This is a genomic window from Geminocystis sp. NIES-3709, assembly GCF_001548115.1.
In the GTDB taxonomy this organism is placed as follows: domain Bacteria; phylum Cyanobacteriota; class Cyanobacteriia; order Cyanobacteriales; family Cyanobacteriaceae; genus Geminocystis.
This window is the reverse complement of sequence record NZ_AP014821.1, coordinates 1,691,776-1,708,659: the sequence shown is the minus strand read 5'-3', so window position 1 is coordinate 1,708,659 and position 16,884 is coordinate 1,691,776. Positions and strand designations below refer to the sequence as shown.

15 protein-coding genes and 1 tRNA gene are annotated in these 16,884 nt (G+C 35.8%); 14 read left to right on the top strand and 2 right to left on the bottom strand.

Annotated elements, in window-relative coordinates; genetic code table 11:
* Positions 1 to 100 precede the first annotated feature (100 nt).
* The 3 genes from acsF to GM3709_RS07315 all read left to right on the top strand — a co-directional run bounded on the left by acsF (position 101) and on the right by GM3709_RS07315 (position 2,671).
* Positions 101 to 1,156, top strand: a complete 1,056-nt coding sequence (gene acsF, locus GM3709_RS07325; protein WP_066117884.1) for a magnesium-protoporphyrin IX monomethyl ester (oxidative) cyclase — start codon at positions 101 to 103, stop codon at positions 1,154 to 1,156.
* Between the two features lie 247 nt (positions 1,157 to 1,403).
* Positions 1,404 to 1,970 (top strand): hypothetical protein, encoded by a 567-nt coding sequence (locus GM3709_RS07320; protein WP_066117882.1) that lies wholly within the window; start codon positions 1,404 to 1,406, stop codon positions 1,968 to 1,970.
* 107 nt (positions 1,971 to 2,077) lie between these two features.
* On the top strand, positions 2,078 to 2,671 hold the full coding sequence (locus tag GM3709_RS07315; protein WP_066117881.1) for a L,D-transpeptidase: 594 nt from the start codon (positions 2,078 to 2,080) through the stop codon (positions 2,669 to 2,671).
* Between the two features lie 315 nt (positions 2,672 to 2,986).
* Here the strand turns inward: GM3709_RS07315 and GM3709_RS07310 are convergent.
* A tRNA-Gly gene (locus GM3709_RS07310) sits at positions 2,987 to 3,058 on the bottom strand.
* A gap of 160 nt (positions 3,059 to 3,218) precedes the next feature.
* Here GM3709_RS07310 and GM3709_RS07305 point away from each other — a divergent pair.
* The 11 genes from GM3709_RS07305 to GM3709_RS07260 all read left to right on the top strand — a co-directional run bounded on the left by GM3709_RS07305 (position 3,219) and on the right by GM3709_RS07260 (position 15,933).
* Positions 3,219 to 4,193, top strand: coding sequence for a cysteine synthase A (locus tag GM3709_RS07305; RefSeq protein ID WP_066117879.1), 975 nt, complete (start codon positions 3,219 to 3,221; stop codon positions 4,191 to 4,193).
* 85 nt (positions 4,194 to 4,278) lie between these two features.
* Positions 4,279 to 4,440 (top strand): hypothetical protein, encoded by a 162-nt coding sequence (locus tag GM3709_RS20680; RefSeq protein WP_173645706.1) that lies wholly within the window; start codon positions 4,279 to 4,281, stop codon positions 4,438 to 4,440.
* A gap of 53 nt (positions 4,441 to 4,493) precedes the next feature.
* Complete coding sequence (locus GM3709_RS07300; RefSeq protein ID WP_066117877.1) at positions 4,494 to 4,979, top strand: hypothetical protein; 486 nt, start codon at positions 4,494 to 4,496, stop codon at positions 4,977 to 4,979.
* Positions 4,980 to 5,042: 63 nt separating this feature from the next.
* Positions 5,043 to 5,819 (top strand): ABC transporter ATP-binding protein, encoded by a 777-nt coding sequence (locus GM3709_RS07295; RefSeq protein WP_066117875.1) that lies wholly within the window; start codon positions 5,043 to 5,045, stop codon positions 5,817 to 5,819.
* Between the two features lie 133 nt (positions 5,820 to 5,952).
* Positions 5,953 to 7,224, top strand: coding sequence for an MlaD family protein (locus tag GM3709_RS07290; protein WP_066117873.1), 1,272 nt, complete (start codon positions 5,953 to 5,955; stop codon positions 7,222 to 7,224).
* Positions 7,225 to 7,230: 6 nt separating this feature from the next.
* A complete protein-coding gene (locus GM3709_RS07285; RefSeq protein WP_071828026.1) occupies positions 7,231 to 7,953 on the top strand; it encodes a RibD family protein in 723 nt (240 codons plus the stop codon).
* A 214-nt stretch (positions 7,954 to 8,167) separates the two neighbouring features.
* Positions 8,168 to 9,205 (top strand): uroporphyrinogen decarboxylase, encoded by a 1,038-nt coding sequence (gene hemE, locus GM3709_RS07280; protein ID WP_066117871.1) that lies wholly within the window; start codon positions 8,168 to 8,170, stop codon positions 9,203 to 9,205.
* A 202-nt stretch (positions 9,206 to 9,407) separates the two neighbouring features.
* A complete protein-coding gene (locus tag GM3709_RS07275; protein ID WP_066117868.1) occupies positions 9,408 to 10,931 on the top strand; it encodes a serine/threonine-protein kinase in 1,524 nt (507 codons plus the stop codon).
* 76 nt (positions 10,932 to 11,007) lie between these two features.
* Positions 11,008 to 12,069: a phosphate acyltransferase PlsX gene (gene plsX, locus GM3709_RS07270; protein ID WP_066117866.1), complete on the top strand. Its 1,062-nt coding sequence runs from the start codon at positions 11,008 to 11,010 to the stop codon at positions 12,067 to 12,069.
* A 75-nt stretch (positions 12,070 to 12,144) separates the two neighbouring features.
* Positions 12,145 to 13,152 carry a beta-ketoacyl-ACP synthase III gene (locus GM3709_RS07265; RefSeq protein WP_066117864.1) on the top strand — a complete coding sequence of 336 codons (1,008 nt, stop codon included), beginning with the start codon at positions 12,145 to 12,147 and terminating at the stop codon, positions 13,150 to 13,152.
* 477 nt (positions 13,153 to 13,629) lie between these two features.
* Positions 13,630 to 15,933 (top strand): NACHT domain-containing NTPase, encoded by a 2,304-nt coding sequence (locus GM3709_RS07260; protein WP_066117863.1) that lies wholly within the window; start codon positions 13,630 to 13,632, stop codon positions 15,931 to 15,933.
* A 180-nt stretch (positions 15,934 to 16,113) separates the two neighbouring features.
* Here the strand turns inward: GM3709_RS07260 and GM3709_RS07255 are convergent, their stop codons facing one another.
* Complete coding sequence (locus GM3709_RS07255) at positions 16,114 to 16,827, bottom strand: hypothetical protein (RefSeq protein ID WP_066117861.1); 714 nt, start codon at positions 16,825 to 16,827, stop codon at positions 16,114 to 16,116.
* Positions 16,828 to 16,884: the final 57 nt, after the last annotated feature.

The window sequence follows — 16,884 nt, the reverse complement described above, 5'->3', positions numbered from 1 at the left end:
ATAGATAGAAAAAAGTTAAGTAATGTAAAGATTCTTGCTGATTATTCTCCTTATAATTAAAATAATAAAAAGAAATATAGCGATTAAGTGATAAATAAAAATGACTGTAACAACTATCAAACCGATTAAGAAAACCGCCGTCAAAGAAACCCTTTTAACCCCAAGATTTTATACAACAGATTTTGAAGCGATGGCAAATATGGATTTATCTAGTCAGGAAGAAGAATTGAAAGCGATGATTGCGGAAATGAAGAATGACTATAATCGTAATCACTTTGTTAGAGATGAAGATTTTGAAAAAGATTGGAGCAATATTGACGAAACGACTCGTACAGCTTTTGTTGACTTTTTAGAAAGATCTTGTACTTCAGAGTTTTCGGGTTTTATTCTCTTTAAGGAATTATCTCGTCAATTGAAAGATCGTAATCCTTTATTAGCGGAGATTTTTCATTTAATGGCAAGGGATGAGGCTCGTCACGCTGGTTTTATTAACAAGGCAATGAGTGATTTTAATATTTCTCTTGATTTAGGTTATCTAACTAAACATAGAGTTTATACTTTCTTCAAACCAGAATGGATTATTTATGCTGTTTATCTTTCAGAAAAAATAGGTTATTGGCGCTATATTCTTATGTATCGTCACTTAGAACGCAATCCTCAATACCAATTTTATCCCATTTTCAAAAAGTTTGAGCATTGGTGTCAAGATGAAAGTCGTCACGGAGATATTTTTAATGCACTACTTCGATCGCAATCTTCTATGTGGAAGGGATGGAAAGCAAAATTATGGTCAAGATTCTTCTTATTGTCTGTTTTTGCTACCCATACTTTAACAGTTCATGAAAGAGCCGATTTTTACGAATCTGTGGGTTTAGATGCAAGAGAGTACGATCGAGCCGTTACCAAAAATACTAATAACACATCAGCTAAAGCCTTTCCTGTTATCTTGGACACCGAACACCCCGAGTTTTTCTCTCGTTTGGAAAGATGTTCCGACTATAACCTACAATTATCAAATATAAGCGAAAGTACAGCACCTTCGATCATTAAATTTTTGCAAAAATTGCCTCTACAAATTGCAATATTCTGGAACTTAATTTGTTTGTATCTAATCAAACCGATCGAAACAGAAGAATTAAGAGGAATTGCCCGTTAATAATAAATAAAATAGGAAACAAATTTTTAAATCTTAATTACCTTATCTTTATAATTGTTTTATCTTCTTTTTATACTTGATTTTCTATCAAATTGTTTTTTGTTTTACAACTGATGAAACCAAAATTGGATCATTTATTCGGAGATTATTAATTTTTAACAAAGAAATTGATACCTTTACTTGAAAAATAAGTATCATTTAAGTAGAAAGACGATAATAAAACAAAATAACAAAAAAGAGGCAAATTATGAATTTAAAAAATCTTCAATACTTCACAACCATAGGTTTAGGACTATTTTTAAGTGCTAGTGTCAAACCAGTTGATGCTTTTAGCTTAAATAATAATACTGAATCTCCGTCATCTTCTACCACATTAATTAGTCAATTAGAAGGTCATGACACTTATAATGGTGGTGAACAAATGGAATGGAGTGACTATTCATTAGGACGAGTCATTGGAAAAAGTGGCGGAATTCTCTTTATTCAGACTGAAGAAGGAGTCGTTTTTCATAGTGAGGGCGGTTTTTGTCCCGGTTCAGATGTATTAGTACAGAAAACAGAAGATGGAAGATACCGTTTAGTACAAACAGGTCATCCCCAATGGATTAGTAGACTTAAAGCAAAATACGGTTGGAAACAAGTCGCATCCACTGGCTCACTCAATGAGCGTACTGCAGCTATTTGGGCGGAGATGGAAAAGTCTAGTACTACTACCAGGGAAATTCCTCCTCGTGAAGTAATGGCTCCTACCAATACCTATACGCCAGAGCCACAAGTTGAACAATATAATCAACCTGTTCGTGGATTGTGGTAATTTTCCGTTACAATAAATCTTAATATATTGACAGGCTTTGGCACGATAAAAATCGATCGAGTCAGAGCTTGTTATCCTAATAGGTAGGTTATCTTAAGTTACCACAAATGAAATCGAATCCTCTTGATTGTTTTCTGGGCAAAAAATCCCTTCTTTCCCTTATTACATTGGGTTTTTGTCTAACCAGTGTATCTTCCAGTTTCGCTTCTGAATCTACTAAGACATCAACAAATGAACTACTACAAGTAGATTTACCTTCCTTGCCTCCCTTAAAAAACGCTAATGCTTACCTATATCTTCCTGATGAAGTAATCAATATTAAAGTTGTGCTGCGACTAGGAGCAAAACAAGTTCAAGTTTATGAACAAGATCAATTAGTTGCCAGTTACCCTGTCGCTGTTGGGAAAAAAGGTTGGGAAACTCCTCAAGGTCAATTTCAAATTATTCAGATGATCGAAAATCCCTCTTGGGAAAATCCTTGGACAGGTAAAATATCTCCTCCTGGCCCTAATAATCCTTTAGGAGAAAGGTGGATAGGGTTTTGGAGTGACGATAAAAATTTTATCGGTTTTCATGGCACTTCAGGAGAACATTTGATCGGTCAAGCTGTATCTCATGGTTGCGTAAGAATGAAAAACAGTGACATTAAAGAACTTTTTAAATTAGTCTCTTTGGGTATTCCCGTCACAGTTGTTAAATAATAAATGAGGACTTATATACTAAGCATAGGAATAGTTTGATATTGATAAAGTTCAGTCAAGAAGATAAGGAAAACACTGAAGTTTACTCAACAAATTACAATATAATATTAGATTATTACCTTGTTAAGTGTATATTTAAAAGTAGCATATATGTATCAAAAATAAGTGACAGGTTGTAAATTTATACGAAAAATGACACGACCAAAATAGGTAGAAATACTGCCATTTTACTTTTACAAGAACTCCGAAATCACACTAATACTATCCCTTTAGGGATAACAAATAGTCAAAAAGCTGATTTATAACTAATATTAAAGCGGGTAACGCGATTCGAACGCGCGACATTCACCTTGGCAAGGTGACGCTCTACCACTGAGCTATACCCGCAGTTGATACATTTAATATTATGTCGCAGAAAAAAAAAAAAGTCAAGGTTTTATCCATAAAAATTTTAGCTTGAAAAAAAAAATCTAGAGATTAACGCAGAAGTTAATTGGATTGTACAATAGAAACTTTAGACGATCAGAGTTAAAAAAAATATTGAGTAATGGATATTAAAGACGGCTTTGTAGGAACTATTGGTAACACTCCTTTAATTCGCTTAAATAGTTTTAGTGAAGAAACAGGGTGTGAAATTTTGGGAAAAGCGGAGTTTTTAAATCCGGGGGGTTCTGTGAAAGATAGAGCCGCACTATATATAATTCAACAAGCGGAAGCTCAAGGATTATTGAAACCCGGTGGTACAGTGGTAGAAGGTACTGCTGGAAATACTGGTATTGGTCTAGCTCACATTTGTAACGCAAAAGGATATAAATGTGTAATAGTCATCCCTGAAACTCAATCTCAAGAAAAAATGGACGCTTTAAGAACTTTAGGGGCTGAAGTACGAGCAGTTCCTGCCGTGCCTTATAAAGATCCAAATAATTACGTTAAATTGTCTGGTAGAATTGCTCAAGAGATGGATAATGCTATTTGGGCAAATCAGTTTGATAATTTGGCAAATCGTCAATCTCACTACGAAACGACGGGGAAAGAAATTTGGGAACAAACTGATCATCAAGTGTCTGCTTGGGTAGCGGCTACAGGTACAGGAGGCACTTTTGCGGGGGTTTCTTTGTTTTTGAAGGAACAAAACCCCAATATTAAGTGTGTTGTGGCTGATCCTCTTGGTAGTGGTTTATACAGTTATATAAAAACTGGACAGATCAAAATAGAGGGTAATTCTATTACTGAAGGCATTGGTAATAGTCGAATTACCGCTAATATGCAGGATGTGCCGATCGATGATGGGATTCAAGTTAATGATCAAGAGGCTTTAAGAGTAATTTATCAGTTATTACGCAAAGAAGGATTATTTATGGGAGGATCTGTTGGGATTAATGTAGGCGCGGCGGTTGCTTTGGCAAAACAAATGGGTCCGGGTCATACGATCGTAACGGTTTTGTGTGATAGTGGCGCTCGTTATCAATCCCGTCTTTATAATGCTGAATGGTTAGAATCAAAGGGGTTATTTATTCCTTAACAAAATTTAGCAACGGTAAGAGTTTGATCCAGATTTAGAATCATTTTAAGATTCAAAGAAAATTTATTTATTATTCAGATTAATTATGCAATTTATTCGTCAACAGATAGTTCCTCTAGTAACAATTTTAATCGCCTTATTTGCTTTGGTGGTGGTTTCTGCTCGTAGTTTTATTGATACTGATTTATCATCACCTGCACCGATCGAATCATTGACAACAACTTCGCCATCGGAACTCAAAATTTAGTTCCCTAAAAATATTGATAAAATTAGATATTATTTATAACTTTTTTAAAATTTATGAAAATTATTTTCTTAGTATTGTTTGCTATGAGTGGCTTATTGGTGGGATGCGATCGTGAAGCGTTACAAGGATTAAACTTAAAAATTAATACAGAAGTAAAATCAGATTATGACAAAGAAGATACTGAAATAGAAGAGGTTGAAGAAGTAAAAGATAATATTGGTGAATCATCTACTGAAACAGATAATAATATTTCTTCTGAAGTAGATCCAAATCCTCTTGAATCGAAAACGGAAAATAACCCTTCTCAAAGCATTTCGGAAAACAACACAGAAGTAACCAACGGAATAGAAAAAGATCCTGATGAACCGATGCCATTCAAAGAAATTAGTAATTGCTCAAAATCAGGAATTACCGCTAAAACTAATGAGATTTTTTATGCCGATAATTCTCATCTTAAATCGATCGATTCAAAAGACGAAAAACAAATGAAAATATGGAAAAAAATTTATAGTGAGGTCGAAAAAGAATGTAATAATTAAGGGTTTGGAGTTCAAAAACTAGAGACGGGAGAAAATTTATTCATTCCTAATTACTCATTATTTATGGTAGAACCAATCATCGAATTAAGAGGGGTTTGTAAAGCCTTTGGAGATAACATTATCTTAGATCAGGCTAATTTAAAAATTTATCCTAATGATGCTTTAGTGATTATTGGGCCTAGTGGTACAGGAAAATCGACTATTTTAAGACTAATAGCTGGTTTAACAGAACCTGATGACGGGGAAATTTATGTCAAAGGAGAGAAAAGAATTGGCTTGATTGAGGATCATCGAGAACTCATGGCTATAAGCATGGTATTTCAACAGGCCGCTTTATTTGATTCCTTGACGGTTAGGGAAAATGTCGGGTTTTCTTTATATGAACATTCTGGACTCTCTCGCAGTAAAATTGGTGAAATTGTCGATCGAACCTTAGAAATGGTGGGATTATCTCCAGAAACTGCTAATCTTTTTCCAGCAGAATTATCGGGGGGAATGCGAAAAAGAGTTAGTTTTGCAAGGGCGATTATTTTTAACCCTGATAAACCAGAAGAACGACCGGAAGTTGTATTGTATGATGAACCCACCGCAGGACTTGATCCTATTGCTTCAACAGTAGTAGAAAACTTAGTACGCAGTTTACAAAAGAATTTTTCTAGTTGCAACTCTTATGTTATGGTTAGTCATCAAAATAGTACTATTCGTCGTACGGGGGAAAGATTAGTGTTTTTATATGAAGGCAAGTTTCAATGGGAAGGTCATATAAATGAGATTGATACCACTGAAAATGCTTTGGTTAGACAATTTTTTAATGCCAGTACCGAAGGGCCTATCAAATAATTGGTAATTGACCATGAGGTTTTAAAATTGAATATCATTAAGTTGATATAATACAAATCTCACAACTCATCTAAAACTGTTATATATTTATTAGTTCTTCGTTGTTAATTAAATTTTTACGGGATGATATGTTATGCGATCGAGATTATTTAGAGAAGGTGCAGTGGGTTTATTTTTGTTATTAGGATTAGTTGTTTTTGGAGGAATAATATTTTTTCTCAAAGGTTATAAGTTCCAAAATAATACTTATCAATTAAGTTTATTATTTGAAAATGCGGGAGGACTAAGAGAAGGGGGGCGAGTTTTTTTTAGAGGCGTTGGTGTAGGTAGAATTGTCGCTATTAATCCGGGTAGTAACGGGGTAGAAGTCGTTACGGAAATTAACGGAGGATTACAAATTCCTTCTAAGGTAAGAGTGTCAACTACTCGATCAGGATTATTAGGGGATGTTAGCGTTAATTTAATTCCCGAAAGTGAGCTTACAGAAGAAGCAAAACAAATTAGTCCTTTAAGCGAAGATTGTTCTACACAAAATTTAATACTTTGTAATCAAGAGAAAATCAATGGTCAAGCTAGTCCAGATTTAGTAGAAAGTTTAAGTCGTTTAGCCGATCGTTTTAATGATGATAGTCTTTTTGATAATATCAATAATGCCGTCTTAAATATGGATAAAGCCGGGACAAAAGTCTCTCAATTAACTGATGAAATGTCAGAATTCACCAGAACTGCTCAAAAAGATTTAGCCACAATTTCTAAAGCGGCTAACCAAGTTGGAGATACTGCACAATCTTTCTCTACTACAGCAGATTCTCTCTCTCGTACGGCGGATGTAACGACTGAACAGATTAAACTTCTAACAGAAGATTATCGTAATATTCCCGCAGAAATTACGACACTGACTAATAATCTTAATCAAGTTATCAATGATAATCGATCGAGTCTTAGTAATGCGATCGCCAGTTTAAGCGAAACCACTAAAAATGTTAGTCAATTAGCGAAAAACACGGATCAATTAGTCACCAGAGTTAATAATACTGCCGATGTAGAAAAGATTGCTAAAAATATTGAAACCAGTAGTACAAACTTAACAGAAATAAGTAATAATCTCCTCGCACTTTCTAAAGAATTAAATAATCCCACCAACTTAGTAACCTTACAACAAACCCTTGATTCTGCTAGAGTTACCTTTGCTAATACTGCTAAAATTACATCTGAAATAGAAGAATTTACTGGAGATCCTGAATTTAGGAGAAACTTGAGAAATTTAGTTAATGGATTAAGTAATCTTGTTTCCTATACGGAATTTTTAGAAAAACAAGTAGAATTAGCCACTTTATTAGAGGAAATCGATAATTATGAATCACAAATGAAAAATGATCAGTTAATCGGCAAAATCTATAAATAATTAAAAGTGAATAGTGAATTTTCTCTAGTATCAACAAACCATCAATTACCCTATTTGAGTGCGATCGTAGCCATGAGTGTAGATGGTAAAATTAGCACAGCATCCGATAAACCAGCTAGATTTAGTAGTAAAGCAGATTTAAAACATTTAGAAACCCAAATATCTGGGTATGATGCGATCGTTTTTGGAGGGAATACTTTACGAGCCTATGGTACAAGTTTAGTGATCAAAAATCCGTTTTTATTAGAAAAAAGACGAGAAAATAATCAACCATTACAACCATTAAATATAGTTTGTTCTCCATCGGGAAATATTAATCCAACATTGCCTTTTTTTTGTCAATCTTTACCTCGTGGATTGTTAACGACAGATAAAGGTTTAATTCATTGGCACGAAAAAATTAATACTTTTAATCAAGAAAATGATAATAACTTTTTTCAAGAAATATTTACATTTAATTATCCTTTTAATTGGAGAGACATTTTACAACAATTACACTTTTTAAACTATAGAAAAATCGGTATTTTAGGAGGAAGTAAATTAATATCATCTTTGTTAAAAGAAAATTTAATTAAAGATTTATGGTTAACTATTTGCCCTTTAATTATTGGCACAAAAACTGCTACCAATTTACTAGATAACAATTTACTTAATCGATCGATCAATCTAACATTAATAGAAGTAAAACAAATAGATCAAGAAATTTTTTTGCACTATCTCGTTAAATAGATCTTGCACTTCTATCATAAATTCCTAGTGACGAGAGGGAAAAGTGATAAGAATTAATTTTTTCTATTTTGTTTTGTTGGTATTATTGTACTGATGCAAAATCTGAGTTAAATATGGATTAGTCAATTCTTCATAGATCGTTACATTCTTTGGAGAGTGTAGAGGTGTAATGGTAAGCTAAAAAATGCCCTTAAAATAAGAAAAAATATATATAATGAGCGATTTGCCTTGTCTATTGCGGGTTGCCCGTGGTGAAATATTGGATCGTCCTCCGGTATGGATGATGCGTCAAGCTGGACGTTATATGAAAGTATATCGTGATTTAAGAGATAAATACCCCGGATTTAGGGAACGATCGGAAAACGCTGATTTAGCAATTGAAATCTCTTTACAACCTTGGCGTGCTTTCCAACCGGATGGAGTAATTATGTTTTCTGATATTTTAACTCCTTTACCCGGTATTGGTATTCCCTTCGATATTATTGAGAGTAAAGGGCCTATTATTGATCCTCCTATTCGTAGTTTAGAGCAAGTAGAAAAATTACATCCTCTTAACCCTGAAGAATCTTTACCATTCATTAAGACTATTCTCAATACTTTACGACAAGAAGTCGGTAATCAATCCACTGTATTGGGTTTTGTTGGTGCACCTTGGACTTTAGCCGCCTATGCTATTGAGGGTAAAAGCTCAAAAAATTATGCTGTGATTAAAAGTATGGCTTTTTCTGAGCCTGATATTTTACATAAATTTTTAGGTAAAGTTGCAGATGCGATCGCCGTTTATGTCCGTTATCAGATTGATTGTGGAGCTCAAGTTGTACAAATGTTTGATTCTTGGGCAGGAGAATTAAGTCCTCAAGACTACGAAACCTTTGCTTTACCGTATCAAAAAAGAGTTGTTGAACAAGTTAAAGCTACTCATCCTGATACTCCTTTAATTCTTTATATTAGTGGTAGTGCCGGAGTGTTAGAAAGAATGGGACAATCAGGAGTTGATATTGTCAGCGTTGATTGGACTGTTGATATGGCAGAAGCGAGACAAAGATTAGGTACACAGATGAAAGTTCAAGGAAATATTGATCCGGGAGTCTTATTTGGTTCACCAGAATTTATTAAACAAAGAATTTATGATACTGTAAATAAAGCAGGAAAAGGTGGACATATTCTCAATCTTGGTCATGGCGTGTTAGTAGGTACACCAGAAGAAAATGTCAGAGTCTTCTTTGAAACAGCAAAACAAGTAAGATATTAAATCAATTAACAATTAACAATTAACAAAAGAATTTAAAATCAATTTTTGTTTATAAATAATCAATTTTATTCCCATTTTTCCTATCTCCTATCTTTATTACTCCTGATTAACAAATGACTAATCATGAGTGACAAATTCCCCATAGCGCCAAAATGTTATAATTGACGACTAAATCTACGACAGCTATCCTGACGCTAAATCCATGTTTAAACCTTTATCAGATCTCGTAAAATCCTTTGGCAATGAATCGGGTAATTTGTTAGCAAATCGTTATCAATTGATTAATCAAATCGGTAAAGGTGCTATGGGACAAGTGTACAAAGCGATCGATAAATCATCGGGAGATAGTATTGTCGCCATTAAATTTCTATCTCAGGCATTATTAGATGAAAAAATGCGATCGAGATTTGAGACAGAAGCGAAAATAAGTGCTTTATTAGGAGAGCAAAGTAATCATATTGTAAAGGTAAAAGACTATGGTATCGGCACCGATCAAGTTCCCTTTTATGTGATGGAATATTTAGAAGGTGATGATTTAGATCAATTAGTCAAGAAAAAATCTCTTTCCCTTGCTAAATTTTTGTTCTTAATTCGTCAAATTTGTATCGGATTAGAATGCGCTCACAACGGTATTTTAGTTAATGGACAACTAGCCCCTATTATTCATCGAGACATAAAACCTAGTAATATCTTTTTAGCACGAGATTTACAAAAACAAACGATCGTTAAAATCTTAGACTTTGGCATTGCCCAGATTAGTGATCCCGGACAAGGTACGACACAACAACACTTCATGGGGACTCCCGAATACTGTTCTCCCGAACAAATGGCAGAAGAAGAATTAGCCCCCACATCAGATATATATAGTTTGGGAGTGTTAATGTATCAAATGTTAACCCAAACAAAACCGATAGAAGCAGAAAATCGTACTTTTCAATCATGGTATAAAGCCCATCAAGAAAATATCCCAAAACCTTTACCTAGTTATTTACAACTGCCTTCTAATTTAGAATCTTTGATCATGAAATGCCTTTCTAAATCACCTCTTGATCGACCTCAAAATATGGGTGAAATTCTTAAAGTTATTACTCCCTTAGAAAGAGAATATAATAAACCAAATACAGAAGAAAAATTACCTATTTATTCTACTGTTAAACCTATTAATAATAATGAAATTTTGTCATTACAGGAAACTTATTATCAAAGTCCATGGCCTAGTGATAAACCCCGTAAAAAAATAGTTTTTCCCTGCTTAACTGAGGCACAGGAAGGCGCATTTTCTAGTTTATGGACAATGTTAGAACCTAATGAAATAAATATGTTTCAACCTAAATTAACCCTTTGTTTTAACCATTTTATGTTTCAACTTAATCCTCATCCGATGATTTTATGGGTTAACTTACTATACAACCGTAGTAATGAACCGAAATGGTTGCCTTGTTACTTAGATTTAAAAACAGAAATTGGTCATCAAATTAGTAATAATTTAGTAGATAAAGGCTTATATTATATTCTTTTATTTGAACTTAAAAAACCAGATAAATATAAAGAGTTATTAACGGTTAAAATAAATGAAGAAAAAAATAAACAATTACAGAGTTTTATTGATAAAAGTTTATCCATTAGAGGAGCAAATCAACCAGAATTAAGTAAAATTGCCTTAAAAAAACAATTTGAATCTGTGAAAAATACAATTTTAGCCGCTATTAATAAATCAAAAATTTAAGAAATACTTTGATTGTCAATTGTTCACCCCCTTACTATGATATAATTTGAGAGATTTTAACCCTATAAATTAAGCAATGGCACAGACACGCACAAAAATAGCAGTGGATGCAATGGGCGGAGATAACGCCCCTGATGAGATTGTTGCCGGTGCAATTCGTGCCGCAGCAGAACTTGAGGTAGATATACTATTAGTCGGTGATCCTGATGCAATTCAGGCACAAATAGAAAAACATGGTAACACTGTCAATAATATCGAAATTGTCCCTGCGGATGGTGTTGTCTCCATGGAAGAAGAAGCTCTTGTGGGAGTCCGTCGTAAACCGAACGCTTCCATCAATGTTGTCATGAATTTGGTTAAAGAAAAACGAGCTGACGGAGTCGTTTCCGCCGGTCATTCTGGGGCGGCTATGGCGGCGGCTTTACTGGGATTAGGCCGTATTAAAGGAATCGATCGTCCTGCTATTGGTGCTGTATTTCCGACAATGTACGCCAATAAATCGGTTATTGTCCTTGATGTAGGAGCAAATGTTGATTGTAAGCCTAAGTATTTAGAGCAATTTGCCCTTATGGGGTCAATTTATAGTAAATATGTATTAGAAGTTGAAAATCCCAAAGTAGGTTTAGTCAATATTGGTGAAGAATCGAGTAAAGGTAATGAATTGGCGAAAGAAACCTATAAATTATTAAGTAATAATCCCAAGATTTCTTTTGTGGGTAATGCAGAGGGAAGAGATGTATTGTCAGGAGATTTTGATGTCATCGTCTGTGATGGTTTTGTTGGGAATGTTCTTCTGAAGTTTGCTGAAGCAGTTGGAGGAATTATGCTACAAATTATCAAAGAAGAGTTGCCTTTCGGTGTGAGGGGTAAAATTGGGACGGGGATTCTTAAGCCTAATCTTAAACGTATCAAACAACGTATTGATCATGCTGAACATGGAGGGGCATTACTCTTAGGAGTTAATGGTGTCTGTATTGTCAGTCATGGTAGCTCTCAAGCTCCTTCTATTTTTAATGCCATTCGTATTGCAAAAGAAGCTATTGGGCATGGTGTTATTGAGAGAATACAAAATGATCAAAGTCTCGATCACGAAGTGGCGCTGCGCGATCAAGCCAAAGAGTTAACAGTTGACAGTTGACAGTGAACAGTTGAGAATTATTATATTGTTATTTTTTGCTAATTCCTAATTACTAATTATTAAAGGAGTAAATCATTGGAGCAGGGAAAAAAAGGCGTTACTATTATCAGTAGTGGTTCAGAAACGACTACACAAGTGTTGGATAATCACGATTTGAGTAAAATAGTTGATACCTCTGATGATTGGATAAAAACCCGTACAGGTATCAGAAAACGTCATATTTCAGCTACTCATACTCTGGGTGATTTAGCATCTATAGCAGCACAAAAAGCCATCTCTAATGCTGGTTTAACTCCTCCTGACATTGATATGATTATCCTTGCTACTTCCACCCCTGATGATTTGTTTGGTAGTGCAAGTCAAATACAAGGCTCGATCGGTGCGACTAAAGCCGTTGCCTTTGATTTAACGGCGGCTTGTTCTGGTTTTGTATTTGCTTTGATTACGGCTAGTCAATTTATCCGTAACGGTGTTTATGAAAATATTGTTGTCATCGGTGCTGATTGTCTTTCTCGTTGGGTGGACTGGAATGATAGAACTACTTGTGTATTGTTCGGTGATGGAGCAGGTGCAGTAGTCTGTCAAGGTAGTAGTGTTGGCGATCGTCTTTTAGGATTTGAAATGTGTAGTAATGGTAAGTTGAATAACGCTTTAAATTTAGCTTATGAAGGGAAAATAAAAGATATAGGACATCATAAACAGGTGAATCAAGGGGGATTCGGTAAGATAACCATGAATGGTAGAGAAGTTTATCGTTTTGCCGTCAATAAAGTCCCAGAAGTCATCGAAAAAGCCTTATTTAGAGCGGATTTAAGCACTGAGCAAATAGATTGGTTAATTCTGCACCAAGCCAATCAAAGAATTATTGAAGCGGTTGCCGAAAGATTAAATATTCCCTCCTGGAAGGTAATTGCTAACCTTAGTGAGTATGGCAACACCTCTGCCGCTTCAATTCCCCTCGCATTAGATGAAGCCGTTAGTCAAGGAAAAATTCGCAATGGCGACACGATCGTTACTTCTGGATTTGGTGCGGGTTTAACTTGGGGCTCGGCAATTTTTAAATGGGGAAGTTTTAAGGAATGAGTAATTAAATCGCTTCAGCAGACTTGTTGTGTTAGCGTTGAAATTTATTTCAATGTGGGTTACTGATTAACACTTATTATGAATACGAAGATTGACTTCTTGATTGATAGTCATTTAACTTAAGATAGAGACATTTATCTATTGCAATAATTTCTAATTATTTCTTTATCACTCTACTTTAGACTAATCAAATATTCCACAACAATAATCAAGGTAACAAAAATTAACTTAATCCCTTTTCCTATAGCAGATAACGAGTTGATTAGGACGTTTTGAGATTCCTCTCTATGCTCGGAATGACAACTATAGATTTTGAGAATGTCTTAACTAACCCGTTTATTGATATATAAAAATTTAGATTTTGTATTATTGTTACCGAAGTGAAAAGTGCTAGCATGAAACGGCAACTTTTTGATTTTATAAAATATAAAAGTTTGTGTATATTCTAAACCTTAATATGAACTTTATATCTTTTTTATGGTCAAACGATCACTTCAGGTATCCCCTTCTGGAATTCAAAAGGCTAAACGAGCATTTGCCTTAAAGGGTTGGACACAGGAAAATTTGGCCGCAGAGGTGAACTTAAAGACTCGTCAACCAATTTGGCGGTTTTTCTCCGGACGGCCCGTTGATCGCTATACTTTTACAGAAATTTGTGCAATACTCGATTTAGATTGGCGAGAGATTGCGGATGATCCGCCGATGGAATTTCTTGAGCCCGGAGAGACTGCTCCTTTGAATATTGATAATCTGGTAAAACAAGTGCGATCGCAACGCAGGGAAACCATTCAAAACCAGTGTGGCATCTTGCAGTTATTAGATATCAACCATCCCGTCAGCATTGATGAAATCTATGTCGATGTTAATATTTTGGAAGAAATTGCCAGTCAACAGTGGTTTGAGATTGCTGATTTACAAAAATTGAAACCCACTGAATTCGATCGCTTCGGGTTAGGAGATGTTGAGCAGAAACAAATATCCGGAATGCAGGCTGTCCAAACCTACTCCAAACTCAGGTTACTGGGTAAATCAGGGGTGGGCAAAACAACCTTTTTGAAACATCTTGCAATTTTGTGTGATCGAGGCAAATTCGCCGCCCATCAAGTGCCGATCTTTATCCCTCTCAAAGATTTTGCCGAAGAGTCTAGGGATAATGCCAAGTTTAGTCTCCTGAATTACATTCATCAAGAGTTTCTCATTTCGGGAATTTCAAACCAGTCTGTACCTGAAACTTTAGTGCAAGAAGGTAGAGTCCTGCTATTGTTAGATGGCATGGATGAGGTTTTGAAACAGAACATGACAGAGGTTATTAGGGAGATTCGCAAGTTCTCGGAAAAATATCACAAAAATCAGTTTGTGGTAACTTGCCGCACTGCCGTACAAAAACTGCAACTACAAGGCTTCACCGATGTAGAAATTGCCCCCTTTACCCAGGCTCAAATCACTACCTTCGCACAAAAGTGGTTTGCCGCATTCACTCAAAAGACTTTTCAATCTGAGCAGAATAAGTCGGCTCAGTTTATTGAGAAGTTGAATTTATCGGAAAACTGGCAGTTTCGTCAACTGGTTACCACACCTCTGTTCTTGCATCTCGCTTGCTGGGTATTTCATGGTCAGGAAAAATTTCCCGCCAAACGTTCTGATTTTTATAAGCAAGGGCTAGACTTACTACTGAGTAAATGGGATGAAACTAGAGGTGTTGAACGAGACGAGGTTTACCGGGGATTTTTATTGCCACAAAAACTGAGATTATTGAGTCAACTTGCCGCCGTTACTTTTGAGCAAGGACAGTACTTCTTTGAGCAACGGGTTATTGAACAATATATTGAGGACTATCTACGGAATTTGCCTAGTGTAACCTTAGAGCCAGAGGAGTTTCAACTCGAAAGTGAGGCAATCTTGAAATCGATTGAGGCTCAACATGGGTTACTGACAGAACGGGCAAGAGGAATTTTTTCCTTCTCTTATCTTGTGTTTCAAGAATATCTCACCGCTCGAAAAATTGTTGCCAGTTATAATCTTCGGGCATTAGAGCAAGCCCTCGGAGGACTGGTCAGTCACATCAGTGATCCACACTGGCGGGAAGTCTTCTTGTTAACGGCTGCCATGTTACGAAGTGCGGATTCCATGGTACAGTTGATGAAGCAAGAGATTGATGCTTTAGTCGCACAAGATCCATACCTACAAGAATTTTTGATATGGGCAAGCGAAAAATCCCAGACGATTCCATCCCAGCCTAAATTTGCAACCTCACGAGCGTTTTATCTTGCCCTTGCTAACTCATCTCATACGGCCGCTAATTTTGCGTTAGCTACCACTCTCGATCAGGGAATGTTTTTAGATGCGGCGTTAGATAACTTGTTGCTAGAGTTTGCCATCGATCATAGTCAAGATTTTGCCTATGTCAATGCTTGTAGTGAGGCTCTCAACAACATTATGAGGATGGTTCTGGATGTTGGATTTTATAAGTCTGTCCAACAATTAAAAGACCAATTGCCACCTCCGAGTCAAAACCAAGAACTGCTTCGGACGTGGTGGAAGACGCATTATTCTGCTTGGGTGGAACAGTTAAGGAAAACGATCGCCAAATATCGAAATATTAACCATCCCTGGCAGTTTAGCCCTGAACAACAGCAAGTGCTGCAACGCTACTATGATGCTAATCAACTCCTGATCGATTGCTTAAATAGTAACTGCGAAATCACAACGGCAATCCGCCAAGAAATTGAAGCCACGTTGCTGTTACCTCAAAAGGAACTAGAAGATCGGGAATGGCAATAGTTCCACGGAGTAGTTGGCTATTGTTCCTGTTGGTCAACTTAACATTGAAACTAAAAATATTGGGAGTCAGGACTCATTTGTTACAAATTATAAACTTCTCACACAATTTAAACAAACTGGCTTAGTTTAACCCCTAATTGTCTAATTCTTATTTGAAATGACTATAATTTCATAAATGATTTAGGATTGATATTCTTCATTAGACTCCCGTTTGTAAGTATAGACATTGCGAGCCCCTACACTTGCACCAATCACCGAAGCTGCTAATCCCAAAAGAGAGCCAAAAGTAAAAGCCCAACCAGCTTTAGCCCCATTGTTAGCAACATCTCTTGTTTGTTGCTCGCTTAAGGTTGGCATAGAATTTTGTGTTCCAGATGAAGAATTAGGATTTGTGGGCGTAGAGAAATCAGAAGGCATATTTCTGGTTCCATCAGGAATAGTGATCCCGCTCTTTTGCACTTGGTTAGCGATATTTTCCGCATTAGCCGCAAATAAGCCAAAAGTACCTGAAACGCCACTTGCTAGTAGCCAAGAACTTATAACAAGGGTTGTTGCCCAAAGAATCACACCGTTAAGCATCGCAGTCTTATTATTGACGGAACCATAGGCTCGTGCAGTTATCCAACTGCCTAAAAATAAAGAAATGAACAGACTAATAATTGTCCAGATGCCCACAGCTTGAGCCACTTCACCCGCATTTGAACGAGGTGCGTCTGAACCTGCAATGTTGGTAAATCCTATCGCAGCACCTATTGCACTTAGCAATAACTGGGTACTGATTGCTATAACTAATCCTGCAATGATTGCGCCCCAATGAACACGATCGCTGAATTGTTTAACATTGGTAATTTGTCGATCTGAACCAGTTTCTAAAGGTCGATTAGTGTAAACCATAATATTTGCTCCTGTAATTAAAAATAAGTTGATAGAACTTACGGTAGTGTAAGTTCT

Bases quoted from the DNA above. Each gene is read 5' to 3' on its own strand.
- GM3709_RS07290 (WP_066117873.1), top strand. From the start codon at position 5,953: ATGCGATCGAGATTATTTAGAGAAGGTGCAGTGGGTTTATTTTTGTTA.
- GM3709_RS07260 (WP_066117863.1), top strand. From the start codon at position 13,630: ATGGTCAAACGATCACTTCAGGTATCCCCTTCTGGAATTCAAAAGGCT.
- GM3709_RS07305 (WP_066117879.1), top strand. From the start codon at position 3,219: ATGGATATTAAAGACGGCTTTGTAGGAACTATTGGTAACACTCCTTTA.
- GM3709_RS07275 (WP_066117868.1), top strand. From the start codon at position 9,408: ATGTTTAAACCTTTATCAGATCTCGTAAAATCCTTTGGCAATGAATCG.
- GM3709_RS07300 (WP_066117877.1), top strand. From the start codon at position 4,494: ATGAAAATTATTTTCTTAGTATTGTTTGCTATGAGTGGCTTATTGGTG.
- hemE (WP_066117871.1), top strand. From the start codon at position 8,168: ATGAGCGATTTGCCTTGTCTATTGCGGGTTGCCCGTGGTGAAATATTG.
- plsX (WP_066117866.1), top strand. From the start codon at position 11,008: ATGGCACAGACACGCACAAAAATAGCAGTGGATGCAATGGGCGGAGAT.
- GM3709_RS20680 (WP_173645706.1), top strand. From the start codon at position 4,279: ATGCAATTTATTCGTCAACAGATAGTTCCTCTAGTAACAATTTTAATC.
- acsF (WP_066117884.1), top strand. From the start codon at position 101: ATGACTGTAACAACTATCAAACCGATTAAGAAAACCGCCGTCAAAGAA.
- GM3709_RS07315 (WP_066117881.1), top strand. From the start codon at position 2,078: ATGAAATCGAATCCTCTTGATTGTTTTCTGGGCAAAAAATCCCTTCTT.
- GM3709_RS07320 (WP_066117882.1), top strand. From the start codon at position 1,404: ATGAATTTAAAAAATCTTCAATACTTCACAACCATAGGTTTAGGACTA.
- GM3709_RS07255 (WP_066117861.1), bottom strand. From the start codon at position 16,827: ATGGTTTACACTAATCGACCTTTAGAAACTGGTTCAGATCGACAAATT.
- GM3709_RS07295 (WP_066117875.1), top strand. From the start codon at position 5,043: ATGGTAGAACCAATCATCGAATTAAGAGGGGTTTGTAAAGCCTTTGGA.